This is a genomic window from Sorangium sp. So ce590 (assembly GCF_051521365.1).
Lineage (GTDB): Bacteria > Myxococcota_A > Polyangia > Polyangiales > Polyangiaceae > Sorangium.
In genome coordinates this window covers 5,603,639-5,626,601 of record NZ_CP150346.1, presented here as the reverse complement: position 1 = coordinate 5,626,601, position 22,963 = coordinate 5,603,639, and the positions used below count along the sequence as shown (strand labels likewise).

The following is a 22,963-nucleotide window of genomic DNA, read 5'->3' as shown; positions in this document are numbered from 1 at the left end:
TGCCGCCGCGCGCGCGCACTCCGGCCCGAGAGAAGAGCATGTCACCGAGCATCAAGCACGGCCAGGAGTAGCTCAGAAGCGATGCCGGTTGACGGTAGTCGTCGGCGTGCTCGATCTCGACGATCTCATGATAGAACGGCGAGAACGAGGGCATGTGGGCGATGGTGAGTCCTGGCGCCTCCGCGAACGCCACGTACTCGGCCTGCGAGATCAATGGGCCCGGCCAATCCGATCCGTCTGCCGTCCCGCGCTGAAAACGCAGCAGTAAGATGTCATTGACGCGACTGAAGGCATACAGCCGCCACAGGTCCTCGACGTCCACGGACGGAATGGGGCCTCCGCTCTCGAAAGCGAAGGAGCGGAGCCAAATCCGCTCGTCGGCATTCGCCTCGAGCCAGGGCGCGAGTATATCCGGGTAGAGCGAACCACCGTCGTACTCGAGGAGCGAGTCATGGAGCTCACGGTAGCTTGCTTGCGCGCTATGCATCGCGTTCCCCAATGGGCGTAACTATCAGTCGATTGGTCAACCGACGCCGCCGGACCACCATCTGTCTAGATGGCGGGGACCTGAGGCCGACTCTCTACGGCGCGCGGTGGATCGGATCGATCCAGGCGACCGCCTCCGGTCTCTCCGCCGGCGTGATGTCCAGATTGACCACGACCGCTTCGCCGTCGCTCCTCACGAGCACGCACTCGAGCGGCTCGTCCGCGCTCGCGTTGATCTCCTGGTGCGGCACGAAGGGGGGCACATAGATGAAGTCGCCGGCGCCCGCCTCGGCCGTGAACTCGAGCCGGTCGCCCCAGCGCATGCGTGCCCGACCCTTCACCACGAAGATAACGCTCTCCAGCGGCCCATGGTGATGGGCGCCGGTCTTCGCGTTCGGGTGGATCTTCACCGTCCCGGCCCACAGCTTCTGCGCTCCGACGCGGGCGTGGTCGATCGCGGCCCTGCGATCCATGCCCTCCGTCTGGGCCGTGTTCGGGTCGAGCTGATCGCCGGAGATCACCTGCACGCCGTCGTGCTTCCAGCGCGCCTCGCCGTGCTCGCCGCCGTGCTCGCCGTTGTCGTCTTGCGGATTTTTCATCGGGGAGTTTCCTTGCTCAAGATACACAAACTCTTCCGTCAGGTCGGTCCTTGCCGATGGCAGGCTCTGCCGGTGCGACGCGATATCGCCAGGGCGACACGTCGGCGAATGGAGAGTTACAGTCCTGTGAGATCCCAGCCGGCCCGGCCGCGTACGGCCGAAGTCCGGCGAACCCTGATCGAAATACGGACTTGACCCGTTTATGGTAAGCATGCATCCTGCCGCCCGACACGCCGGCCGTGCGCTGACGCATGCGGCCCTGCAATGAGGGCTCGATGGAATCGTTCCTCGTCGACTACTTGCGTCATATCGGTATCACGGAGGGGGTCACGGCGTCGGCGGTCGACTGCGAGGTCTGCGGCGGAGCCGAGTTCGTCACGGTGGCGGACATCGTGGACATCGGCAAGGACGCCTTCGGCAAGCTGCCGATCCAGTGCTGTACCGCCTGCGGATTCATGATGCAGAATCCGCGCTTCAACAGGCACTTCTACACGACCTTCTACAACACCTATTACCGGACCCTCCTCTTCGGGAGCAGCGAGCCCGAGAAGGCGTTCATCTCCGACCAGGTGCGGCGCGGCGAGCTGCTCTACAGGAGCCTCGCCGAGAGGGGCTATCTCAAGGAGCCGGGGAAGCTCCTCGACGTGGGGTGCTCCGCCGGCGGCCTCATGGTCAGCTTTCTGCGGCGCGGGTGGACGGGGCTCGGGACGGATCCTGACATCGGCTTCGTCAACCACGGCAAGGATCGGCTGGGGCTGCCGCTGGTCGTCGTCGACGCGGAGGACATGGACCTGCCGGCCGACGAGTACGATCTCGTCGTCATCACCGGCTCGCTCGAGCATGTCTATGACGCGAACCACACGCTCTCGTTGTGCCGCCGGGCCTCCAGGCCCGGCGCGCTGCTCTTCCTCGAGGGGCGCGCGCTCGGGCAGGGCATCCTGAGCGGCCATTTCAGCCACAACCACCGCCGGTACCTGACCGCGAGCTCGCTCGAGCTGCTCATGGTCAAGCATGGCTGGGAGCCCCTCTTCACCACGGACGCGCCCCTCTGCGGGCCGACGCGCCCGGGGGGCGTCTACTGCCTGGGACGCGCGGTCGACGTGCCCGCCCCGGAGGTCGTCCGCGCGCTCATCCGGAGCGGAAAGCGCGACGACCCTCGCGCGCTGCAGGAGCGCCTGGCGGCCGGCGGCGTCGCGGTCGACGCGGTGCCCAACCGAGGCGCCAAGGGCGTCGCGTGACCGGCGGCAAGAGCTCGAGCAGCGCGGCGGCCTTCCCGCTCCTCTCGCCGGACATCGAGGTGCTCGGGCCCGCGGAGGGCGAGGGGCCGGACCCGCGCCGCTTCGCGCTCTACGACCGCGCCACGGACACGTCGTTCGCGCTGGGAAAAGCGGAGCTCACCCTGGCGAGGCTCTTCGACGGGCGCCGATCCCGCGACGAGGTGCTGGAGCAGGCGCGGGCGTGCGTGTCCCCGCGGCTGTCCGCCGAGAAGCTCGCGCAGTTCGAGCAGCGCCTCGTCGGCCTCGGCATCCTCGTCGATTCGAGCCGCCCCGAGAGGCTCCGCAAGGACCCCTTCGCCGGCATCAGCTTCGGGCCGCTCAAGTCGCTGCTGCTCGTGCCGCTCATCAACCTGAAGCCCGACGAGCACCTCGACCGGCTCGCGCGCGCCGCCCCGGTGCTCGTCAGCCGGTGGCTCGTCTACGGATGTCTCGCGCTCATCGCCGCGGGCGGCTGGATCGCCGGGCTCGGATGGCACGCGTTCTCCGGAGATCTCGTGCTGGCGTACACGGGCTGGGGCTGGCTGCCGTGGCACTACCCGATCATGATCGCGTCCGTCGTGTGCCACGAGCTCGGCCATGCCTTGCCCTGCAAGGCGTACGGCGTGCGCATCAGCGAGATGGGCCTCGGCGCCTACCTCCTCTTCGTGACGGGATGGGCCCGCCCCGTCCAGCGAGAGTGGTCGCGCATGACGAAGCGACAGCGGGTCGTGAGCATCGTCATGGGGCCCCTCGCCAGCCTGGCGTGCGCCTCGGTGGGCATGGTGATGTGGGCGCTCGCGGCGCCCGGCTCGGAGCTCGGCGTCTTCGGCGTCCGCGTGGCGGCGACGTCGGCCCTCGCGGTCATCCCGACGCTGCTGCCGGTGTTCAATGGGGACAGCTATCTCTTCCTGACCGAGGTGCTGGGGATCCCCGGCCTCCGGCAGAAGTCGTGGCGGTTTGCGCGCGGTCTGCTCCGCCGCGACGCCGGGCGCGCGCAGGACCTGAGCCCGCGGCGAAAGCTCCTTTACCTCTCCGTTGTCGCAGGGACCTTCCTTAGCTGGCTCATCGCCTGGGCCAGCGCGTACTCGCTGTTCTTCCGGTAGGCCCCGGCGCCTACCCTGCAACGCATCCATCACAGGCATCCTCAAGAGGAGAAGAGCAATGATTCGTTTGAATGAGCACGAAGCGGGCGACCCGATCGAGGCGACCGGCCATGTCGCCCAGGGGAGCTGTACCGAGGCCCTCAAGGGCCCTCCCACCGCCGCGAAGGACGAGGCCGCCCAGAAGCCGGCCGCCGCGAGCTTCGAGGATTTCGATCTCGACGACATCGAGGTCCTCGAGAGCAAGGTCTTCGCGTGACAGGTGGCTCGATGGAGGGCTGGAGAACGCTCCTGCCCTCCATCGAGCAGTTTAGGACGGGGCCGCGCTCGGGGCGATCGACCGGGCACGGCCTCCGTCAAGGAGCGCCGCTATGTACCCGAGCCTCGGAGTCGGCCTTCAGTACAATCCAGAGATCCTGGATTGGTTTCCTTTCGAGGAGATGGAGGTGGACGCGATGGAGATCCTCCTCGACACCGTGATGGGCCCCCTGGACAGCCCCTATGTCATGAAGCCGGGGGCGAAGGAGAAGCTCGATCGCCTCGCCTCGAAATACAAGCTCCTCGCCCACTCCAACTACGGGTGCGACTTCGGCTTCGAGCCGCTCGACACGACGCCGGCGGCGCTGCGTCACGTCGCGCTGGCGAAGGCGATCGGCAGCCCGTGGGTGGCGAACCATTGCTTTTATGGCGACAACTCGTGGCTCGATATCTGGAGCAGCCCCGTCCAGTTCTCGACCTCCGAGGTGAAGCGGGTGGCCGGGCGCGCGCGGGCGCTCCAGGAGATGTACGGGATGCCGCTCGCGCACGAGAACGCCGCCTATTACATCCCGTGTCCAGGCGCCGAGATGCGGGAGGCCGAGTTCATGGCCCGCCTCGTCGACGAGGCCGGGACCTACCTTCACCTCGACCTGCACAACATCTACACGAACTCGATCAACCTCCCGCGCTTCGACCTGGAGGATTACCTGGATACGATCCCGCTGGACCGCGTGATCGCGATCCACCTCGCGGGCGGCAGCTGGCTGGACGGCCTCTACCACGACTGGCACGACGAGCGCGTGCCGGAGCCCGTGTGGGACCTCCTGGATCGCGTGCTGGAGCGGGCCCGGCCCGGCGCGGTCATCATCGAGTACCAGGGCCAGGCGCACCACCCGTCGACGCGCGTCCTCGGGCGCGAGAGCGATCACGAGATGATCGTGCGCGACATCGAGCGCGCCCGCCGCGCGTGGGACAAGGCGTATGGCGTGGTCGCGACACGGCAGGCAGGGTGACCGCATGGAAGCGTCGACCGTCTGGACCGTCTGGCGCCGGATCCTCCGCGAGCCCGCGCTCAGCGACGTGATCTTCGAGCCCGGCTTCGCCGACCGCGCCTCGGAGCACGGCTTCACGGCGGAGCAGATCCCCATCGCGCTCGCCTACGCCGAGACGCCCCACCGCACGCGGTGGTTCATCGTCAACTACCGCTTCCGCCTCGTGAGCTCGTTCCTGTATGCCCTCGAGACGGGCGCCCCGCTGACCGTGCGCCTGCTCGTGAGCGCCGGCCACGATCTGCGCGCGCTGGGCGAGCGCTACATGGAGGCGCGGGGGTGGGAGGATCACGGGCCGTTCGTCTACACGTTCTGCGCGGACGTGCTGGACTTCCTGCGGCGCTCGGAGCTCGCCGCCGAGCTGCCCTACCTTCGCGACGTGATCGCGCTCGAGGCCGCCTCGGTGGAGCTCGTGCGCCGCCTGGCGAAGCTGCCCGGTGAGCGCTACCTGCGCCCGGCGCCGAGCGATGGAGTCGATCTGCGCGCCGCCACGCTCCGCAGGAACCTGCAGGGCATCACCGTGACCACGGAGCACGCGCTCGGGCCGTGGCTGAGGGACAAGTCCCTGCTGGGGCGGACTCCGCTGCAGAAGGGACCGCAGCACCTGCTGCTCTACGTGCCGTCGCCGACGAGCAGCTACAAGCTCGCCGGCATCCCGGAGCGCGGGGCGCGGCTCTTCAACGCCCTGACGGAGCCGCGCTCGCTCTCGGCGCTGCGCCGCTCTCTCGGGGGCGACGAGCCCCCCGAGGGCGACGACGTGGTCATCCTGCGACGGCTCTGCGCGTACGGGGTCGTCGAGGCCTCGAGAGGATAGCGCCATGTCCCTCTCGAGGACCTTCTGGCTGCGATCGGCGGGGTTCCCCATCGGCTGGGTCAGCGACCTCGGCATCGAGGCGAGCCGCCCCGTCGTCGCGCAGCTGTACCTTGTGACGGACGAGCTGCGCGGCCTCGGCGCGGCGCGGCGAGCCGGCGGCGCGGCGGAGGCGGCGCCCGACGCGCAGGCGGTCCGGCGCAAGCAGCTGACCGAGCGGCGGGCCGCGCTGGAGGCCGAGGGCGAGGCGCTGTTCACGGCCGACGCGCGCGCCGTCAGGAGCAAGGTGATCGAGCGGCTGTCCGGGCCGCTGGCGGAGGAGGCGCTCTTCCTCCTGAACCCCGCGGCGCTCGAGCGGGTCCGCTCGCTCGGGCAGGGGGGCGCGGCGCAGCTCGACAGCCGCCGGAGACAGCATGTTCGCCTCGCGTGGAGCTACCTCCAGCGGCTCTGCACGAAGAACGACACCGTGAGCTTCTTCGGCCCCATGGCCTGGGGGCGCATGTCCGGGCTCGACGAGCCCGCCCGGCTGAGCACGACCGGCCCGGGCTGGATCAAGCGGCGGATCGTGTCGTTCGAGCACTGGGCAGCCGTCGCGCTGGGCGCGGCGATCTCGGCCGATCCCGAGGTGTCCCCGCACCTGCCGCTCCGGCTCAACGCGGGCTGTCACGTCGAGGGCACCGAGCTGCGGTATCCCTTGAACAAGCGGACCCGGCTCTCGGCGCCGGCCGCGGACTTCCTCCGCTTCGTGGGCGAGGCGCGGCGCCACGGCGCTTGGCCGGCGGCGGCGCTGTGCGCGCGCTTCGCCCGCGAGACGGGCCAGAGCCCTGAGGACGTCGAGCGCGCGTGCAGCTTCCTGCTCGAAAAGGGCGTGCTCGTGCGGAGCATCGAGGTCCCGACAGCGGAGCATCGCCCCGAGGAGCGGGTCCGGCGGACCGTCGCGGCCTTGCCCGAGGCGTGTCCGGGGCGCGCGCGCTGGCTGCACACGATCGACGGCCTCCTCGCGCTTCGGGAGCGGTACCAGGGCGGCGCGCTGGAGGAGCGCGCGCGCACCTCGAGCGAGCTTTACAGCGTGTTGAAGAGCCTCGGGATCAACACGGACCGGGAAGCCGGGAGCATGTACACGGGCAGGTACGTCGTCTACGAGGACTGCGAGCGGTCCCTGTTCATCGAGCTCGGGCGCTCCGTGGAGGCGAGGCTCGACGCGGTGCTGGAGCCCGTCTGCAACATCTACCGGTGGCTCGCGAAGCGCGCCGCGCACCTCATCCATGCGCGCTACGAGCGCGTCTACAGGGAGCTTTGCGCCGAGGGCGACGAGGAGGGCGTCGACTTCCTGCTCTTCTTCACGACCGTGCGGAAGAGCCCCGCCCTGGAGCCCTCGGTCGAGCTGCTGAGGGGCGAGCTCAGGGCCGCGTGGGGGCGCCTCCTCGGCCCGGCGCCGGCGGACGACGTGATGATCGAGGAGCGCGATCTTGTCCGCCTGCTCGGCTGGCTCGAGGAGAGCGGCCCCACGGACGGCGCCCCGGAGCCGCTCGGCGTCGACGTGCATTCCCCCGATCTCCTTGTCGCGGCCAGAGACATCGAGGCCCTGCGGAGCGGCGAGTACCAGATCATCGTCGGAGAGGTGCACCCGGGCGTCCACAACGTGTCGCAGCCCGTGGCGCAGCCGTTCTCGCCGTTCTCGCGCGAGATCCTGGAGGAGGTCGACGCGCTGCTCGCCCCCGGCCGCATGGTGCTCGTCGATCCGGCGCTCGGGCACCAGCGCTCGAACCTCAACTGGCCCGTGGTGACGAACCTCCACGACGTGCTCATGCCCGGAGACGACAGCCGCTCGCCGCTCTCGCGGCAGGTGGCGACCGGGAACGGGCGCGTCGTGCTCCGCGACGGGGGCGTCAAGTACCTGGATCGCGCCTCGGGGCGCCTCGAGGACATCATCACGGTGATGCCGCGGGATTTCCACCGCATGCTCTTCGACCTGGCCGCCGACGTGCTCGGAGCGGCGCACCCGTGCCGCATCTCGTGCGGCAACTTCATGCTGAAGCGCCGCACGTGGCGCGCCTCCGGGTCGAGCCTGCCGAACGTGAAGCTCCCCGGCGAGAGCTTCCAGTCCTTCATGGCCGTCCACGCGTGGGCCCGGGCGCTCGGGTTGCCGCGCTGGGTGTTCGTGAAATGCCCGGGAGAGCCCAAGCCGATCTACGTCGACTTCGAGAACCCCCTCGCCGTCGACCTCTTCTACAAACAGGCCCGGCAGGCCGACGACGTGACCATCTCGGAGATGCGACCGGGCCCCGACGAGCTCTGGCTCGCCGACGAGCGCGGCGCGTTCACCTCCGAATTGCGGACCTCCTTCACCACCAAGGGCTCTCGCCGGTGACCGCGCCTGCGCGGCACGGGCGCGGCGGCCTTCAGGCGAGCTTGATGCAGCAGATCCTGACTGAGGAGACAGTTCTATGAGCATGCAGCACAGTGAGGTGTTCAGCGTCGGTGACGGTATCCTCGCGCCCAACGCGTCGTGGTCCTTCGGCGCGGAGGTGCCGAAGACGTTTCTGGAGCACGTCCGCAGGTCGGTGCCGCTGTACGACGCGGGGCACGACCTGATCTGTCAGATCAGCGATTTCTTCGTGAACGACGGGTCCGTCTGCTACGAGCTCGGGGTGTCGACCGGGGAGCTCCTCGGGAAGCTGGCCCGGCACAACGCGGGCAAGCACGCGAAGTGGATCGGCCTCGACGTCGAGGAGACCATGATCGCGCAGGCGCGCGCGAGCCTCGACGGCATGAAGAACGTCGAGCTCCACGTCGGCGACGCGGTCCTGTGGGACTTCGAGAAATCGGACATGATGGTGTCCTATTACTGTCTGCAGTTCGTTCCGCCGAAGTTCCGGCAGGAGGTCATCAACAGGATCTACGAGTCCCTCAACTGGGGAGGCTGTTTCGTCCTGTTCGAGAAGGTGCGGGCGTGCGACGCCAGGTTCCAGGACATCACGACGGCGCTGTACCAGGAGTTCAAGCTGAAGCAGCGCTTCACCCCCTCCGAGATCGTCGCGAAGGCCCGGAGCCTCAAGGGAGTGCTCGAGCCGTTCTCGACCCAGGGGAACGTCGACATGCTGAAGCGGGCCGGCTTCGTCGATATCATGTCCATCATGAAGTACGTCTCGTTCGAGGGGTTCCTGGCCATCAAGTGAGCGCGCCGGGCGCCGGCCGCACGGCGCCAGCGCGCGGCGCCCGGCCGGCCTCCGCTCGCGGCGAGCGGGCGGGGCGGGGCGCGAGAGCGCAGAAGAGAGGAGTTGTCGAGGATGAAAATCGAAGGGGTCCCCTTCTTCGTCGCCGACTGGGCGAAGGTCGAGCCGACCGAGCATCCAGGGGAGACCGGGAAGGCCATCTGGCGGACGATCGAGGCCGGCAACCTCCGTGTCAGGATGGTCGAATACACGCCGGGGTACCGCGCGGATCACTGGTGCAGCCGCGGGCACGTCCTCCTTGTCCTCGAGGGAGAGTTGACCACCGAGCTCAAGGACGGACGGAGGTTCACGCTGCCAGCCGGGACCAGCTACCAGGTGGCGGACGGCGCCGAGCCGCACCTCTCGTCCACGCAGGCGGGCGCGACGCTCTTCATCGTCGATTGACGGGGAGCGCGAGCGTGGTTTCGGCTGCTCCCTCGAGGGCCGGTCGTGGAGAGTCGTCTCGGCTGTGGCGGGAAGATCACTGGGATTTTCTTCTCGCCTTCCCGCCTTCGAATGACAGCACCGCCCGCGCCGGCGCCGCGGCGTACAGCGCGAGCGCGCGCCGCACCGGGCCGCGATCGGCGCCGCCCGCCCGCACGGGATCGGCCTCGCCGACAAGCGCCGACAGGGCGCGCGCCTGGGTCCTCGCCGTGGCCGTCCGGGCGGGATCGCCGGCCTGCGCGGCCAGCGCCGAGAGCCGCCGCGCCACGCCGAGCGCCGCGGGCAGCGCCCCCGCGGCCACGTAGGCGGCCGCGAGCTCCTGGAGCAGCCCGGCGTCGTCGGCCCGGAGCGCCGCCGCCGCCTCGAAGTCGGCGATCGCCTCGTCGCGCCGCCCCGCGCGCGCCCGGAGCGCTGCCCGGGCGCGGTAGCCCTCGACGAAGCCGCGCACGTGGTCGAGGCCCACCGAGTACGTGCGCTCCGCCTCGCGCGGGTCGCCCGCGCGCTCGTACAGCGCGCCGAGCCCGAGGTACGCCGGGCCGTAGGTGGCGTCGAAGCGGACCGCCTCCAGGTACCGCGACAGCGCCACGTCCGCCTCGCCGGCCGCCGCGCGGGCCTCGGCCTGGCGTGTCAGCTCGGCGGCCTGCGCCGTCGCCCAGCCGACCCCGTCCGCCCTGGCCAGCGCGGCCCCGTGCAGCAGCGCGGCGGCGAGGGCCACGGCGAGGGCGCGCGCTCCCCGTCCCGCGCTCGCCGCACCTCCGCACCGCACCGGTCCGTATCGTACGGGCGCCCGGCCGATCGGGCAATCGTCGCGCCGCCGCAGGCGGCACGCCGGTCCTGCCCGTCACGCAGGTCACGCCGCAGCGCAGCGCGCCGCGGGGTCGCGTTCCTGCCCGGAAGGCAGCCGCCCGGCGCGAGTTCGCGTAGGATGCGCGGCCATGGGTGAGGAGCTGCGCTTCCCGGACGCCTTCCTGTTCGGCACCGCCGCCTCTGCCACACAGGTCGAGGGGCACTGTGCGCAGAGCGACTGGGCCGCGTTCGCGCGCGAGCCGGGGCGTGTCCGCGGCGGCGATACGCCGGACGACGCGTGCGACCAGCTGCACCGCTTCCGCGAGGACGTCGCGCTCCAGGCGCGGCTCTGCATGGGGGCCCACCGGCTCTCCATCGAGTGGGCCCGCGTCGAGCGGGAGCCGGGCGAGTTCGACCCGGCCACGTGGGACCACTACCGCGCCGTGCTCGGCGCGCACCTCGAGGCCGGGATCACCCCGATGGTCACCGTCCACCACGTCACCTTGCCGCGCTGGGTCGCGCTGCGCGGCGGCCTGCTCTCGCAGGAGCTGCCGGCGCTCCTCTCGCGCTTCGCCGAGCGCGCCGTCGAGGCGCTCGGCGATCTCTGCCAGCTCTGGGTCACCATCAACGAGCCCAACATGCTCGCCCTCCAGGCCCACCTGCTCGGCGTCTGGCCGCCCGCGCGCAGCTCGCCCGTCGAGGCGGTGCGCGCCCACCAGAACCTCTTCCGCGCCCACGCCGCCATGTACCGCGCCATGCACGAGGCCGCGGGCCGCCGCGGCCACGCCATCGCCGTCGGCGTCGCGCACCACCTGCGCGTCATCGAGCCGGAGCGGTTCGGGCGCCTCGCCGACCGCATGTGGGCGGCGCTCTTCGAGCGGCTGTTCAACGACGCCTTCGCGCGCGCCCTCTGCGACAGCGGCCTGCACGACTTCTTCGGCGTGAACTACTACAGCCGCGACCTTGTCCGCTTCTCGCCGGCGCACGCGCGCGCGGGCTTCCTCCGGCGCCTCGTCCCCGAGGGCGCCGAGGTCAGCGATCTCGGCTGGGAGGTCTACCCCGAGGGGCTCGGCTACGTGCTCGACGCCTGGTGGCCCCGCGCCCGGGTCCCCATCTACATCACCGAGAACGGCATCGCCGACGCCGACGACGACCAGCGCCCGCGCTTCCTCGTGCGGCACCTCGCCGAGGTCGCGCGGGCGATCGAGCGCGGCATCGACGTGCGCGGGTACATGCACTGGTCGCTGCTCGACAGCTTCGAGTGGGCCGAGGGGTACGCCCCGCGCTTCGGGCTCGTCGAGGTCGACCGCGTGACCCAGGAGCGCAGCCCCCGGCCGAGCGCCGAGCTCTACGCCCGGATCGCGCGCGCGCGCCGCATCGACGTCGACGGCGCGTCGCTCGCGCTCGGCGCCGCGCCCGCGTGACCCCCCAGCACCGGAAAGGCAGGATCGATGCGCATCGCGCTGCTCTACCCACCGCCCTGGAAGATCCCCGCGCCCGGGGACGCGCCTGACACGAGCGGGGACGGCCCGCCGGCGGACTACCGCGAGGGCGATCTCGACCCGGACTTCCACCAGACCCCGTACGGGCTCTTCTCTCTGGGCGCGCAGGCCCTCCGCGCGGGCCACCAGGTGAAGGTGCTGAACCTCTCGTCGTACCCGTTCTCGCAGGTCGAGCGGATCGTGCGCGAGCTCGACGCGGACGTCTTCGGCATGTCGTGCTGGACCGCCAACCGCCGCGGCGTGGCCCTCACCGCCCGGAGCATCCGGCGGCTCCATCCCGCGGCGCACATCGTCGTCGGCGGGCCGCACGCGACCCCGCTCGCGGCCGAGATGCTGCGGCACCACCCCGAGATCGACACGGTGACGCTCGGCGAGAGCGAGCACTCGTTCCTGGAGCTCCTCGACCGCCTCGAGGCCGGCCGGCCCGCGCTCGGCCTCGCCGGCACGGCCTACCGCGTCGAGGGCCGCGTCGAGCTCGGCCCGCCCCGGGCCGCGATCGAGGACCTCGACGCGCTCGAGTCGCCGCATGGCCACTACGCCACGCACATCGTGATGACCTCGCGCGGCTGCGCCTGGGCCTGCACGTTCTGCGGCGCCGAGGCGACCTGGGGCCGCGGCTTCCGGGGCCAGTCGGTGCCCTACGTGCTCGACGCCCTCGAGGCCACGGTGAAGAAGCTCCCCGTGAAGATGGTCCAGGTCAAGGACGACACCTTCACGACGAACAGGAAGCGCGTCATCGAGATCTGCCGTGGCATCCGCGAGCGCAAGATCTCGTTTCTGTGGAGCTGCGACACGCGCGTCGACGTGCTCGGCGACGACCTGCTCCGGGAGATGCGCCTCGCCGGCTGCCAGCGGCTGAGCCTCGGTGTCGAGTCGGGGTCGCCGGCCATCCTGAAGAACATCGACAAGAAGATCACGGCCAAGAAGATCATCGAGTCGACCGAGCTCGCGAAGAAGTACGGTATCCAGGTCCGCTATTACATGATGCTGGGCAACCGCGGCGAGACGGCGGAGACGTTCCGCGAGACGCTCGCGTTCCTGGAGGCGGCGAGGCCGCACCAGTACATCTTCTCGTGCCTGTCCATCTACCCCGGGACGCGCGACTTCGACGACGCCGAGGCGGCCGGCTGGCTCGAGCGCGACGTCTATTTCCGCGGCGACTTCCAGGAGCTCAAGACCCCGTTCGACGCCTCGGAGGAGGACACGGCGCTGATGGGCGCCTGGTTCGAGCAGAACAAGGGTCTGCGCGAGCTCTACCGCGAGGGGGTGGAGGAGCGGCGGGCGATCCTCGCGCTGCTCGGCGATCATCACGCGGCGCACCTGGAGCTCGGCGTCGCCTACCTCGACGCGGGGCAGCTCGATCTGGCGGAGCGGCACGTCGCGCGCGCGCTGGAGCTCGGGTATCCGTTGCCGGGGCTCGCGTACAATGCGCTCGCGTGTATCGCGGCGGGCCGGCGCGACTGGCAGGCGATGCAGGATCACTTCACGGCGGCGGCGAAGAGCGATCCGCAGCACGCCGTGCTCATCCGCAACGTGCAGGCGGCGCGGGCGTGGTACGCGAAGGGCGGTCCGGACAAGGGGCTGCCGCTCGATCTCGTCGCGCGCTGCGACTTCCAGCTGCTGGAGCGGACAGCGCAGCCGGCGCTCCCCGGGCCGCTCCCGGAGGACTTCGCGGCGTGGCCGCCGGCCGTCGTGGCGCGGCCCGCGCCGGCGCGGCCGGTCGAGGCGGGCGGGCGCGAGGCGGCGGGGCAGCAGCGCGGGCGGCTGCGGGTGGTGCCGTCGTAGGGGCGCGCGACGTTCGGAACGGGGACGTCTGGACCCCGGGGGCCGGCCCTGCCGTTTCACCGGACGATGTGGCTCGGCCGCGCCAGAACCCCGAGCGTCGGGCTTGACGTTCCTGTGGGGTCGAGGGAAGGTGAGCGTGCTCTCTATCCGCCCGCCGGACGCCACTGACCGTGACCACAGAGACGGCACCGCTAATCCGACTCACGAAGCTTGAGATCAAAGGATTCAAGACCTTCCGCGAGCTCGTCTTCGAGCCGCGCGCGCTCAACGTGCTCATCGGCGCAAACGGTGTGGGGAAGAGCAACTTCATCTCGTTCTTCCGGCTGATGAGCTGGGCGATGGCTTCCTCGGGGAACCTCCAGCTCGAGATCGCGCGCAAGGGAGGGGCGAGTCGCTTCCTGCACGACGGTCCGCAGGTGACGCCTCGGATCGAGGTAGGACTCACCTTCGAGACAGAGAAGGGCAGAAACGAGTACGCCGCGTGCCTCGACCATGCGGCGGGTGACACGCTGATCTTCGCCGACGAGCAGTTCAGATTCACCAGAAATCAGGATGGCCCGGCCTCGCCGTGGAAAAGACTTGGTTCCGGGCATCGAGAGTCAGGGCTCATCTCGCTGGGCGATCAGGGCAACAGGACGGCCCAGACCATCCGTGTCCTCATCCAGCGCTGCATCGTCGCTCAGTTTCATAATACCTCGCAGACCTCCAGGATGCTCGATAAGTGGAGCGTCAACGACAATCGTTACCTGAAGGAAGATGGCGGGAATCTCGCCCCAGTTCTCCTGCGGCTCCAGAACGATGAACCCCTGGCCTATCGCAGGATCGTCGACACGATTCGCCTCATCGCCCCGTTCTTCAGCGACTTTGAGCTGATCCCCGCTCATAATACACTGCTGCTAGCGTGGCGCGAGACAGGTAGCGACGTCGTGTTCGATGCCTCGCAGGCATCTGACGGTATGCTGCGGACGATGGCCCTCGTCACGCTCCTCGGCCAACCCGAGAAGGATCTACCGAGCATCCTGATACTCGACGAGCCGGAGCTCGGGCTTCATCCGTATGGCGTTGGCGTTATCGGCTCGATGATCAAGCGGGCTTCAAAGTATGTCCAGGTGCTCATCGCCACGCAGTCCGTGACGCTGCTCGATCAATTCGCTCCCGAGGATGTCGTCGTCGTCGAGCGCCCGATGCATTCGCCGCCCGGAGCGCCGCCGGTGCGTGCCGGGCGCGAAGCCACCATGCGCCGCCTCGACCCTGCGTCGCTCGCCACCTGGCTGGAGGAATACTCTCTCGGCGACCTCTGGTTGAAGAATCTTCTCGGGGCGCGACCGAGCCGATGACGATGCTTTGCATTGTCGCCGAGGGGCAGACAGAGGAGACCTTCATCGAGGAGCTCCTTCGTCCCCTCCTCGCGGACAACGGCGTCGTCCTATTGCCCTCGATCCAGATGAGCGGAAACGTTCGGTATGAACGCTTGAAGAGTCTCGTCGTGAAGCGGTTGAAGGAACAGTCGACGGCCTTCTGTACTACTTTTATCGATTACTATGGGCGTAGAAACATGTTTCCGGACGAAGAGCGCGTCGGTGAGTTTGACCCGGCGGTCCGGAAGAAGACGATCCTGGAGTCCGCGTTCTACGCTGATGTCGAACAGGAGATGGGACGTCGCTTCGATGCCAGGCGGTTCATCCCGTACATACAAATGTACGAGTTTGAAGGGTTGTTGTTTAGCGATCCTGATGGATTCGCCAGGGGGCTCTACAAACCCGAGCTCGCCGCGCCGTTCAGGGGGATTCGAGCTCAATTCCCGACGCCGGAAGACATCAACAATGACAAGGCGACGGCTCCGTCGAAGCGGGTCCTGGCGCACTTCCCGGGGTATGATAAGGTCGCGGGCGGGACGCTCGCGGCGCTCACGATCGGGCTTGAGCAGATCCGCGCGAATTGCCCGCTCTTCGACGGCTGGGTCAAGACGCTCATGCAGCTTGGAGGGCCCAGGGCGTAGTGATGATGATGCCCGGGAGTCAAGCGAGCCCCGACGGTTGCAGAGGTCGCGCGCACGGCCGGGTCGAGACCTGACGTGCGACGCCGTGGGTGTTGTCCCTGCCGCGTCCGTTGAGCGCGCACGGCGCCCATGAAGCGCGCCGCCGCCCGGGTTCCGCCGGGCCTCCGGGCGTGCTACCCGCCCTCCATGTCGACGCCCACAGATCACGGCCGACCGGGCTCTGCCTCGGAGGCGGCGCCCCCTGTCCAGAACGCCCCGTCGCCGAGCCACGCCGAGCGCTGCCGTACGCTGGCGCAGCGGGCCCGCTCCGCCACGCTGTGCACGCTCGCGCGGGACCCGGCCGGCTATCCTTACGGCTCGCTCGTCACCGTTGCCGTGGACGCGCACGGGCGGCCGCTGTTGCTGCTCTCGGCGCTCGCCGAGCACACCGGCAACCTCAAGGTCCGTCCCGAGGCGTCGTTGCTCGTCGCCGAGCCCGCCGAGGGCCGGACGGACCCGCTCGCGCTCGGGCGGATGACGCTGATCGGCCCCTGCCGCCCACTCGACGGCGCCGAGGCGGCGGCCGCCCGGACGACCTTCCTCGCGGTGCACCCGCGCGCGTCGTACTACGTGGATTTTACTGACTTTTCCTTTTATCGGCTCGACCCCGTGTCGATCCGCTACGTCGGCGGCTTCGGCCGGATGTCCTGGGTCGAGGCCGACGCGTACGCGGCCGCCGAGCCCGATCCGCTCGCGGCCGACGCCGCGCGCATCCTCGAGCACATGAACACCGATCACGCCGACGCCGTCCTCGCGTATGCGAAGGCCCTCGCCGGCATCAAGGATGCTACCGGCGCCACGATGACCTCGGTCGATCGCTACGGCTTCGAGCTGGACGTCATCACGCCCGCAGGGCCGAAGGCGGCGCGGCTCGCGTTCGATGCGCCGGTCTCGACGAGCGACGAGGTGCGGAAGGCCATGGTGGCGCTGGTGCGCGAGGCGCGCGGGCGCAGCGCCTGAGAGCTGACCGTGGCGTGGCATCACGTTCGCCGGGCTGTGAGAGCGCCATGCCACCATGCCAGGTGGCCCGCACGGTGGCGATGCCGCCCCCGCCATGGCGGCGTCATCCCCGCGGCGCGCGCCACGCCCCGGAACCCTCGCCGTTCGACCCATCCGCGCTGCCGGCATGCGATCTGCCAGGTGCGCGGCGCATGGGAGACGCCGACATCACCTTGCGCCACATCGCCCGGAGATGCCCCGGAGACCTGGCGCGCGTATTCGTCCCCGAGGGGCGCTCCGTCGAGGTCCTCGGGTGGGTCGACACCCAGGTCACGAAGCTCGAGCGACGCCTCGACAAGGCCGTTCAGCGGCGCGCACTTCCGCATCGACGCGGTCTACCAGCGCACGATCGCCGAGCTCCGGGCGCGCGGCAGCGTGTTCTGGCTGGTGTTCGCCCCGCTGGCCCGCGACGCGACCGCGGTGGCGCTGCGGGAGGTCGTCGCGGAGATCCACGCGCGAGCGTCGACCGGCGAGGAGCGGGTCGAGCTCTACGCCGCGCTCTTGGTGATGGCGGCCATCGACCCCTGGGGTCACAATCTGCAATAGGAGCTCGTCATGCTGTTCGACGACAGGGAGACGGAGAAGAAGCTGCTCCGGAGCATGCCGATCATCGGGGAGATGATCCTCGAGGCCGAGCAGCAGGTCGCGCAGCAGGCCGCGCAGCAGGCCGCGAAGAGCGCGGAGAAAGCGGCGGAGAAAGCGGCGGAGAGGGTCATCGCCGAGCTGCTCGGCCGCCTCTTCGCGCGGCGGGTCGGGCGCCGGCCGACGACCGAGGAGGAGCGCTCGATCGTCGAGCGCGCACAGGCGATCGGACCGGGCGAGGTCGAGGACGCCTTGCTCGATCTCGATGGCGACGCGCTGGTGCGCTGGCTCGCCGAGCCGATGCGCCGGTGAAGCGCTTCCCTTGACCCGCCCCTGACCGCGGCCGCCCGCCAGCCCCTCAGCCTCCGCGGCGCCGCGAGCCGCCCGCCCTGCTCCCGCGCCGCGAGCGCCCGAGCGCGTGGTGGAGCCCGCTCTGGAGCGAGCTCAGCGTGACGATCTCCCGGAGATCGATGCCGATACCCACCATCGTCTGCGCCACCTCGGGGCCGACGCCGGTGAGGATGACCTCCGCGCCGAGCAGCTTGACCGCCTGGGCCGCCCTGAGCAGCGAGTCCGCGATCTCGGCGTCCACCACCGGCACGCCGGTGACGTCGAGGATGACCGTGGCCGCGCGCTGCGCCACCACCCCGCGCAGCAGCCGCTCCAGCAGCTGCTCGATGCGCACCCGGTCGAGCCGCCCGACGAGCGGCATCACGAGGATCCCCGCGTCGAGCGGGATGAGCGGCGTCGAGAGCTCCCGGATCGTCGCCTCCTGCGCGTCGATCATCCGCGCTTGAAGCGCCGCCCGCTCCGCCTCGGCCCGCCGGAGCTCGGTCACGTCGTACCCCTCGGCGACCACGAGGACGCTCTCGCCCGACACGTCGAGGATCGGCTTCATCTTGAGGTCGAGCGTGGCCACGCGCCCGCCCGTACCGTGGATCTCCAGCTCGCACGAGGTCGGCTCGCCCGACGCGGCCTTCAGCACGCACGCCTTCACCCGCTCCTCCACGCCCGGCGCGCCGCCCCAGAACGGCGCGCGCCAGAGCGGCTCGCCGCGCCCATCCTCGGGACGAACCCCGATGAAATCGGTCATCGTCCGGTTGCATTCGAGCCGCTCCCCCCTCGGGGTGAGCAGGCTGATGAACATCGACGTCTCGTCGAAGATCGCTCGAAACATCTGCTCGCTCTCGCGCAGCGCCTGCTCGCGCCTGAGCTGCTCCGTGAGCGGGCGAGAGAAGGCCGAGAAGAACTGCTCGTCCCCGCTGCGGACGAGGTGAGAGCTGACCTCGACGTCGATCGGGCGGCCGTCCTTGTGGACGTGCCTCGTGATGAAGCGGAGCGCCCCCTTCGCCTTGATCTCCTCGATGATCGCGGCGACCTCGTGCGGCGATTGCGCGTCGATCTGGCCGATGTTCATCGTCAGGAGCTCGCTCCGCTCGTAACCCACGATGCTGGCGAAGGATGGATTGCAGTCGAGGATCTCGCCGTTCATCCCGACGACATGGAATCCATCGACGGCCGCCTGCAGGATCAGCCGCGTCCGCTCCTCCCGGCGCCCCAGCTGCTCATGCAGCCTGTCGACCTCCTTGCGCAGTCCCGCGTTCTCCACCCGGAGCCGCTCGATGCTGTCGTGATCTGTCGCCACCTTCGGTCTTCCTTCCGTCATCCCCGCCGCGGCCACCCACGACCGGCCGAGGGCCGCTCTCCCGCCCGCGCGCCGCGATGAGGAGGACGATAGCCGATCTTGACGCTGCTCCGAGCGCTCACCGGCCCGCGCGCGCTCTTTCGACCCGCGCGCTCGCGGCGGACGACCTCTGCACGACGGATGAAATCTGCGACGGCCTGGCCCGGGCGTGCGGGCTCGGCTGCCCGCGCTGCGCGCGCGACGAGGCCGCGGCGCGCGATCGACCGCCGCGCCGGGAGCGCGGCCGGCGCGCGAGGCGAGGCGCAAGCCGCCCCGGCGATCCGCGACGGCGCCGCCCGCAAACGCCCGGGATCTGCTGGGCGGTGTGGTCTGGATTACGCCTATTGAGTTCGAGTCAACCGATGGGATGTGCGTGCCATCACGCTGATCGTTGACACCTCCCGTGCCAGGGAGTCCAATGTTTGCCGCGCAACGTGGCGATCAAGGAAACGCGAAGGCATGGGATCCTCGGACAGCACCCCTCGATGTGAGCGCGCCGAGCTGGTGGAGCGCCTCGGGCGGGCGCTCGGCGGCGCCGCGGCGGCGGAGCTCGTCGACCGGGAGGGCGAGCGGCTCGCGCTGGCGGGCGCCCTCTGGCCGCTCGACGACGCGTCCGAGGTGCTCGAGTCGCTGGCGGCGAGGCCCGGCGTCACCGGCACCGCGGCCAGCGTCGCGCGGGCCGAGCTGCGCGTCGCCTCGGTCCGGCGCCGGCTGGAGCAGCGGAATCGGCGGTAGACCCGAGGGGGGCCGCGGCGGGGCCTGAGCGACTCGAGAGGAACTTCATGTCTTCGGAATCCGTAAGCCGACCTATCCTCGTCGTGGACGACAATCCGGACATCCATGGATTGATGGAGCGGATGCTCGTGCCCAGGCCGATCCACGATCCGGAGATGGTCCGCGGGCTGCAGGCCCTCGAGTCGCGCCTGTTCGGCGCCGAGCCGCCCGAGGAGGAGCCGGACCCCCTTCACGGGCTCAGGTTCACCATTGAATCGGCCCACTCGGGGATGGATGGGATCGCGCTCGTCAGGGCCAGTCCGCGCAGGTATTTCCTTGCCTTCGTCGACATGCGGATGCCCCCGGGGCTCGACGGTATCCAGACGATCAAGGGGATCTGGAGCGTCGCGCCGGACATCTACACGGTCATCTGCACCGCCTACTCGGACTACAGCTGGGATGAGATCGCGATCGAGCTCGGGTGTCCGCCGAACCTGCTCATCCTCCGCAAGCCGTTCGAGGCCATCGAGGTCCGGCAGATCGTCACCACCATCGCGCGGATGTACGACTCGCTCGCCGGCGTGAGGACGTCGGTGAGCCAGCTGGAGGAGGAGCTCGTGATCGCGATGGAGAGCGTCTCGCAGCTCGAGGAGCGGTCGAGGGCGCTCCTCGCCGAGATCGCCGATCCGTGCCTCCTGCTCGACAGCGCGGGGGAGATCCTCGGCGCCAACCCGAGCGCTCACGACCTGTTCGGCGTGGACGAGAAGCTCCTTTGCGGGCGCGACGTCGCGTCGGTGCTCGTCGACGTGCAGGCCCCGCTCCCGGCCGCGCGCGCGGTCGCGCGGAGCCGCCTCGTCTGCCCGCGCAGCCGCGCGCTCGAGGCCAGCGTCACGCTGACCCCGCTCGGAGCGCAGCCCGGCGCGGGGGTCGAGTTCATCGCGCGGATCCGGGTGACCCAGGACGCGTGAGCGCGCCGCCCGCTCCGGCGCTGGGGCGCCGGCGGCCGCCCGCTCCGGCGCGGGGTTGCTGGAGGCCGCCCCTGCCGGCGCGGACAGCCCCGTGCAGCGGCGCCGGGCGCCCGGCGCTGGCACGTTATTTTCTACCTCCTCGCTCCAGCATCGATCCGCGGTCGATCCGCCTCCAGCCGGATGCGGCGCCGTGGCACTCTTTGGCACAGGAGCGAAACCCATGACAGCCCATCGTCTTTCTTGGTTCCACCTCGGCAGCCTGTTCTCGCTCGCCGTCTCCCTCCCCGGGGCCCTCGCGGGCTGCGACATCACCCTCTTTGACGGGACCTGTGAAAGGGATGGGATCGTCTACCACCCTGGCGACTCGTTCCCGGACAATGACGGGTGCAACAGCTGCTACTGCAACGAGGATGGGAGTGTCGCGTGCACCCTCATGGCCTGCATCTCCGGCTGCACCTACGAGGGCGTCGACCATGCCCCCGGCGCGTCGTTCCCCGCCTCGGATGGCTGCAACACCTGCACGTGCGACCCCTCCGGCAGCGGCAATGTCGCCTGCACGAAGATCGGGTGCCATGCCTGCGAGCCGGGGGAGGAGATCCCGGCGGGCGATGGCTGCAACACCTGCACGTGCGACGCGGACGGCAACCGCATCTGCACGGACGCCTATTGCCCGGAGACCTGCACCTACGGTGGCGCGAGTCACGAGTCGGGGGACGTGTTCCCGGCGGACGACGGCTGCAACACCTGCACGTGCTCGGTGGACGGCAAGGTCGTCTGCACGGACGCTGGCTGCCCGGAGACCTGCGCCTACGGCGGCGCGAGCTACGAGCCGGGCGGCTCGTTCCCGTCGCTCGACGGCTGCAACACCTGCACGTGCCTGGCCGGCGGCGACGTCGCGTGCACCGAGCGCGCCTGCGCGTGCGACCCGAAGACCGAGTGGTGGCGCAGCTACGTGGGCAGCAGCCCGGAGGAGTGCACGCTCATCGACTTCATTTGCCCCGAGAGCACGGCCTACTTCCAGAGCGCGTGCGGCTGCGGCTGCGAGCAGGACGCGAGCTGTCCTCCCTCGTTCGACTGCATGCCGCCCGAGCCGTGCGACGTCGAGGCGATCCAGCAGCGCTGCCCGTACTCCGGGATCGTGTACTGATCTCTGACCGCGCGCGCCGCGCGCGCGTGCCTCCGCCCCGTCACGCGAAGCCGGGGCGCTGACATCGCTGGTGGGCGATCCACCGCCGTGCTTGGCTCACATCGTGCTGCGACATCGGCCCATCCCTCACCCCGGAGCGTCTCCTGGAAGATGGCATCCACGCTGCACTGCGGTGGCGGGCTGGAATCGATTCCCTGTTTCGTGCGCCAGATCGCAGGTTCCAGCGCTTCGTCGCCTGGCTGGTGATGATCGACAGGGGCGATCCCCAGGATCGCCGGAGGGCGATCCCCGGGATCGCCAGAGAGGGTGATCGGGTGGATCACCCCCTCTGGCGCGATCGCTGCGCGCGCTGCGCTCTTCGCGCCACGGAGGCCAGAAACGGCGCTCGCTGAAGGTCGCCGGCCACAGGCCTGCTCCTTGCGATGCAGCGGGTCGACCCTCGCGATCGGCGACGCTGCGCTGAAACGGCCGGCGGGGCTGCCTGCGAGACACCCCCTGCGAACTGCAAAGGAGCACTGCCATGTCGCACCAACTCGGCATCATCTCTGGTTCATTGCTGTCCCTGGTCCTCGTCGCCGCGGCCGTGAACGCGAGCGGATGCGTCGCGGAGGCTTCGCTGGACGAGGACGACTTCGACAGCCAGGAAGCGGCGCTCTGTGCGAGCGCAAAAGGCTGGGCCGAGGGCGTCGCGTACACGGTCGGAACTGTCGTGAACCACGGCGGCAAGTCCTATACGTGCAGGCAGAGCCACACGAGCCTGGCGGGCTGGACGCCCTCCGCCGTGCCCGCGCTCTGGCTGGAGACGGGGACCTGCTCCAGCTCGAGCAGCAGCAGCGCCAGCTCGGGTGGCAGCGGCGGCGGCGGCGGCGGCGGCGGTGGCGGCGGCGGCGGGATTGGTGCGATCCTGAGCGAATCGGTGTTCAACACCATGTTCCCGGGCCGCAACCCGTTCTACACGTACCGGGCGCTGATCGCCGCGGCGTCGACCTTCCCCGGGCTCGCCACCACGGGCGACGCCGACACCCGCAAGCGGGAGGTCGCGGCCTTCCTCGCCAATGCCTCGCACGAGACCGGCGGGCTCGTGTACGTCGAGGAGATCGCGAAGGCGCAACTCTGCGATACCTCCTGGGGCCCGCCGGGCTGCAGCTGCGCACCGGGCAAGTCGTACTACGGGCGCGGACCGATACAGCTCTCCTGGAACGGCAACTACTGCGCTGCCGGCAACGCGCTCGGGCTGCCCCTCCAGAGCAACCCGGACCTTGTCGCGCAGGACGCGAACGCCGCGTGGCGTACGGCCTTCTGGTTCTGGACCACGCAGAGCGGCGCCGGCACCAGGACCGCGCACGACGCCATGGTCACTGGCGCCGGATTCGGCGAGACGATCCGCACCATCAACGGAGCGCTGGAGTGCAACGGCCGCAACCCCGCCCAGGTGCAGAGCCGCGTGGACAAATACATGCAGTTCACGCGCCTCCTCGGCGTGAGCCCCGGGAACAACACCGGCTGCTGAGCTGCCCCGGCGCCTCATCGCGGTGATGGA

22 protein-coding genes are annotated in these 22,963 nt (G+C 70.0%); 19 read left to right on the top strand and 3 right to left on the bottom strand.

The window, feature by feature from the left end:
* Positions 1–581: 581 nt before the first annotated feature.
* A complete protein-coding gene (locus WMF28_RS20875) occupies positions 582–1,085 on the bottom strand; it encodes a cupin domain-containing protein (RefSeq protein ID WP_437604020.1) in 504 nt (167 codons plus the stop codon).
* A gap of 275 nt (positions 1,086–1,360) precedes the next feature.
* On the opposite strand from WMF28_RS20875, the gene WMF28_RS20870 reads away from it, so the two are divergent.
* The 8 genes from WMF28_RS20870 to WMF28_RS20835 all read left to right on the top strand — a co-directional run bounded on the left by WMF28_RS20870 (position 1,361) and on the right by WMF28_RS20835 (position 9,179).
* The gene (locus WMF28_RS20870; RefSeq protein WP_437604019.1) at positions 1,361–2,323 is read left to right on the top strand and encodes a class I SAM-dependent methyltransferase; all 963 of its coding nucleotides are present in this window, start codon (positions 1,361–1,363) and stop codon (positions 2,321–2,323) included.
* Positions 2,320–3,444 (top strand): M50 family metallopeptidase, encoded by a 1,125-nt coding sequence (locus WMF28_RS20865; RefSeq protein WP_437604018.1) that lies wholly within the window; start codon positions 2,320–2,322, stop codon positions 3,442–3,444. The genes WMF28_RS20870 and WMF28_RS20865 overlap by 4 nt, the downstream gene beginning before the upstream one ends.
* Before the next feature lie 58 nt (positions 3,445–3,502).
* On the top strand, positions 3,503–3,700 hold the full coding sequence (locus WMF28_RS20860; protein ID WP_437604017.1) for a hypothetical protein: 198 nt from the start codon (positions 3,503–3,505) through the stop codon (positions 3,698–3,700).
* 112 nt (positions 3,701–3,812) lie between these two features.
* Entirely contained in the window at positions 3,813–4,712 is a 900-nt protein-coding gene (locus tag WMF28_RS20855) for a DUF692 domain-containing protein (RefSeq protein ID WP_437604016.1), read from the top strand.
* 4 nt (positions 4,713–4,716) lie between these two features.
* Positions 4,717–5,562, top strand: coding sequence for a hypothetical protein (locus WMF28_RS20850; protein WP_437604015.1), 846 nt, complete (start codon positions 4,717–4,719; stop codon positions 5,560–5,562).
* 4 nt (positions 5,563–5,566) lie between these two features.
* Positions 5,567–7,930: a lantibiotic dehydratase gene (locus WMF28_RS20845; RefSeq protein ID WP_437604014.1), complete on the top strand. Its 2,364-nt coding sequence runs from the start codon at positions 5,567–5,569 to the stop codon at positions 7,928–7,930.
* 76 nt (positions 7,931–8,006) lie between these two features.
* Entirely contained in the window at positions 8,007–8,738 is a 732-nt protein-coding gene (locus WMF28_RS20840; protein ID WP_437604013.1) for a methyltransferase domain-containing protein, read from the top strand.
* Positions 8,739–8,849: 111 nt separating this feature from the next.
* A complete protein-coding gene (locus WMF28_RS20835; protein ID WP_437604012.1) occupies positions 8,850–9,179 on the top strand; it encodes a DHCW motif cupin fold protein in 330 nt (109 codons plus the stop codon).
* Between the two features lie 76 nt (positions 9,180–9,255).
* Here WMF28_RS20835 and WMF28_RS20830 read toward each other — a convergent pair whose 3' ends face one another.
* Positions 9,256–9,933: a tetratricopeptide repeat protein gene (locus WMF28_RS20830; protein ID WP_437604011.1), complete on the bottom strand. Its 678-nt coding sequence runs from the start codon at positions 9,931–9,933 to the stop codon at positions 9,256–9,258.
* Between the two features lie 220 nt (positions 9,934–10,153).
* Here WMF28_RS20830 and WMF28_RS20825 point away from each other — a divergent pair, with 220 nt between their 5' ends.
* From WMF28_RS20825 to WMF28_RS20795, 7 genes are all read left to right on the top strand, one after another.
* Positions 10,154–11,428 (top strand): glycoside hydrolase family 1 protein, encoded by a 1,275-nt coding sequence (locus WMF28_RS20825; protein ID WP_437604010.1) that lies wholly within the window; start codon positions 10,154–10,156, stop codon positions 11,426–11,428.
* Positions 11,429–11,455: 27 nt separating this feature from the next.
* Positions 11,456–13,291, top strand: coding sequence for a radical SAM protein (locus WMF28_RS20820; protein WP_437604009.1), 1,836 nt, complete (start codon positions 11,456–11,458; stop codon positions 13,289–13,291).
* Between the two features lie 170 nt (positions 13,292–13,461).
* Positions 13,462–14,628: an AAA family ATPase gene (locus tag WMF28_RS20815; protein ID WP_437604008.1), complete on the top strand. Its 1,167-nt coding sequence runs from the start codon at positions 13,462–13,464 to the stop codon at positions 14,626–14,628.
* Positions 14,629–14,630: 2 nt separating this feature from the next.
* A complete protein-coding gene (locus tag WMF28_RS20810; protein WP_437604007.1) occupies positions 14,631–15,290 on the top strand; it encodes a DUF4276 family protein in 660 nt (219 codons plus the stop codon).
* A gap of 186 nt (positions 15,291–15,476) precedes the next feature.
* Entirely contained in the window at positions 15,477–16,289 is an 813-nt protein-coding gene (locus WMF28_RS20805) for a HugZ family protein (protein WP_437604006.1), read from the top strand.
* Between the two features lie 414 nt (positions 16,290–16,703).
* The gene (locus tag WMF28_RS20800; RefSeq protein WP_437604005.1) at positions 16,704–16,874 is read left to right on the top strand and encodes a hypothetical protein; all 171 of its coding nucleotides are present in this window, start codon (positions 16,704–16,706) and stop codon (positions 16,872–16,874) included.
* A gap of 9 nt (positions 16,875–16,883) precedes the next feature.
* On the top strand, positions 16,884–17,222 hold the full coding sequence (locus WMF28_RS20795) for a hypothetical protein (RefSeq protein WP_437604004.1): 339 nt from the start codon (positions 16,884–16,886) through the stop codon (positions 17,220–17,222).
* Between the two features lie 46 nt (positions 17,223–17,268).
* Here the strand turns inward: WMF28_RS20795 and WMF28_RS20790 are convergent, their stop codons facing one another.
* On the bottom strand, positions 17,269–18,555 hold the full coding sequence (locus tag WMF28_RS20790; protein WP_437604003.1) for a PAS domain S-box protein: 1,287 nt from the start codon (positions 18,553–18,555) through the stop codon (positions 17,269–17,271).
* A gap of 498 nt (positions 18,556–19,053) precedes the next feature.
* On the opposite strand from WMF28_RS20790, the gene WMF28_RS20785 reads away from it, so the two are divergent.
* From WMF28_RS20785 to WMF28_RS20770, 4 genes are all read left to right on the top strand, one after another.
* Positions 19,054–19,329: a hypothetical protein gene (locus WMF28_RS20785; protein ID WP_437604002.1), complete on the top strand. Its 276-nt coding sequence runs from the start codon at positions 19,054–19,056 to the stop codon at positions 19,327–19,329.
* Between the two features lie 83 nt (positions 19,330–19,412).
* The gene (locus tag WMF28_RS20780; RefSeq protein WP_437604001.1) at positions 19,413–20,276 is read left to right on the top strand and encodes a PAS domain-containing protein; all 864 of its coding nucleotides are present in this window, start codon (positions 19,413–19,415) and stop codon (positions 20,274–20,276) included.
* 220 nt (positions 20,277–20,496) lie between these two features.
* Positions 20,497–21,423, top strand: a complete 927-nt coding sequence (locus tag WMF28_RS20775; protein ID WP_437604000.1) for a hypothetical protein — start codon at positions 20,497–20,499, stop codon at positions 21,421–21,423.
* 520 nt (positions 21,424–21,943) lie between these two features.
* Positions 21,944–22,933, top strand: coding sequence for a glycoside hydrolase family 19 protein (locus tag WMF28_RS20770; protein WP_437603999.1), 990 nt, complete (start codon positions 21,944–21,946; stop codon positions 22,931–22,933).
* The last annotated feature ends 30 nt before the right edge of the window (positions 22,934–22,963 follow it).

What these genes read in the sequence shown, in the direction of transcription:
- WMF28_RS20875 (WP_437604020.1), bottom strand. Translation starts at nt 1,085, where the DNA reads ATGAAAAATCCGCAAGACGACAACGGCGAGCACGGCGGCGAGCACGGC.
- WMF28_RS20870 (WP_437604019.1), top strand. Translation starts at nt 1,361, where the DNA reads ATGGAATCGTTCCTCGTCGACTACTTGCGTCATATCGGTATCACGGAG.
- WMF28_RS20860 (WP_437604017.1), top strand. Translation starts at nt 3,503, where the DNA reads ATGATTCGTTTGAATGAGCACGAAGCGGGCGACCCGATCGAGGCGACC.
- WMF28_RS20855 (WP_437604016.1), top strand. Translation starts at nt 3,813, where the DNA reads ATGTACCCGAGCCTCGGAGTCGGCCTTCAGTACAATCCAGAGATCCTG.
- WMF28_RS20850 (WP_437604015.1), top strand. Translation starts at nt 4,717, where the DNA reads ATGGAAGCGTCGACCGTCTGGACCGTCTGGCGCCGGATCCTCCGCGAG.
- WMF28_RS20845 (WP_437604014.1), top strand. Translation starts at nt 5,567, where the DNA reads ATGTCCCTCTCGAGGACCTTCTGGCTGCGATCGGCGGGGTTCCCCATC.
- WMF28_RS20840 (WP_437604013.1), top strand. Translation starts at nt 8,007, where the DNA reads ATGAGCATGCAGCACAGTGAGGTGTTCAGCGTCGGTGACGGTATCCTC.
- WMF28_RS20835 (WP_437604012.1), top strand. Translation starts at nt 8,850, where the DNA reads ATGAAAATCGAAGGGGTCCCCTTCTTCGTCGCCGACTGGGCGAAGGTC.
- WMF28_RS20825 (WP_437604010.1), top strand. Translation starts at nt 10,154, where the DNA reads ATGGGTGAGGAGCTGCGCTTCCCGGACGCCTTCCTGTTCGGCACCGCC.
- WMF28_RS20820 (WP_437604009.1), top strand. Translation starts at nt 11,456, where the DNA reads ATGCGCATCGCGCTGCTCTACCCACCGCCCTGGAAGATCCCCGCGCCC.
- WMF28_RS20810 (WP_437604007.1), top strand. Translation starts at nt 14,631, where the DNA reads ATGCTTTGCATTGTCGCCGAGGGGCAGACAGAGGAGACCTTCATCGAG.
- WMF28_RS20805 (WP_437604006.1), top strand. Translation starts at nt 15,477, where the DNA reads ATGTCGACGCCCACAGATCACGGCCGACCGGGCTCTGCCTCGGAGGCG.
- WMF28_RS20795 (WP_437604004.1), top strand. Translation starts at nt 16,884, where the DNA reads ATGCTGTTCGACGACAGGGAGACGGAGAAGAAGCTGCTCCGGAGCATG.
- WMF28_RS20785 (WP_437604002.1), top strand. Translation starts at nt 19,054, where the DNA reads ATGGGATCCTCGGACAGCACCCCTCGATGTGAGCGCGCCGAGCTGGTG.
- WMF28_RS20775 (WP_437604000.1), top strand. Translation starts at nt 20,497, where the DNA reads ATGACAGCCCATCGTCTTTCTTGGTTCCACCTCGGCAGCCTGTTCTCG.
- WMF28_RS20770 (WP_437603999.1), top strand. Translation starts at nt 21,944, where the DNA reads ATGTCGCACCAACTCGGCATCATCTCTGGTTCATTGCTGTCCCTGGTC.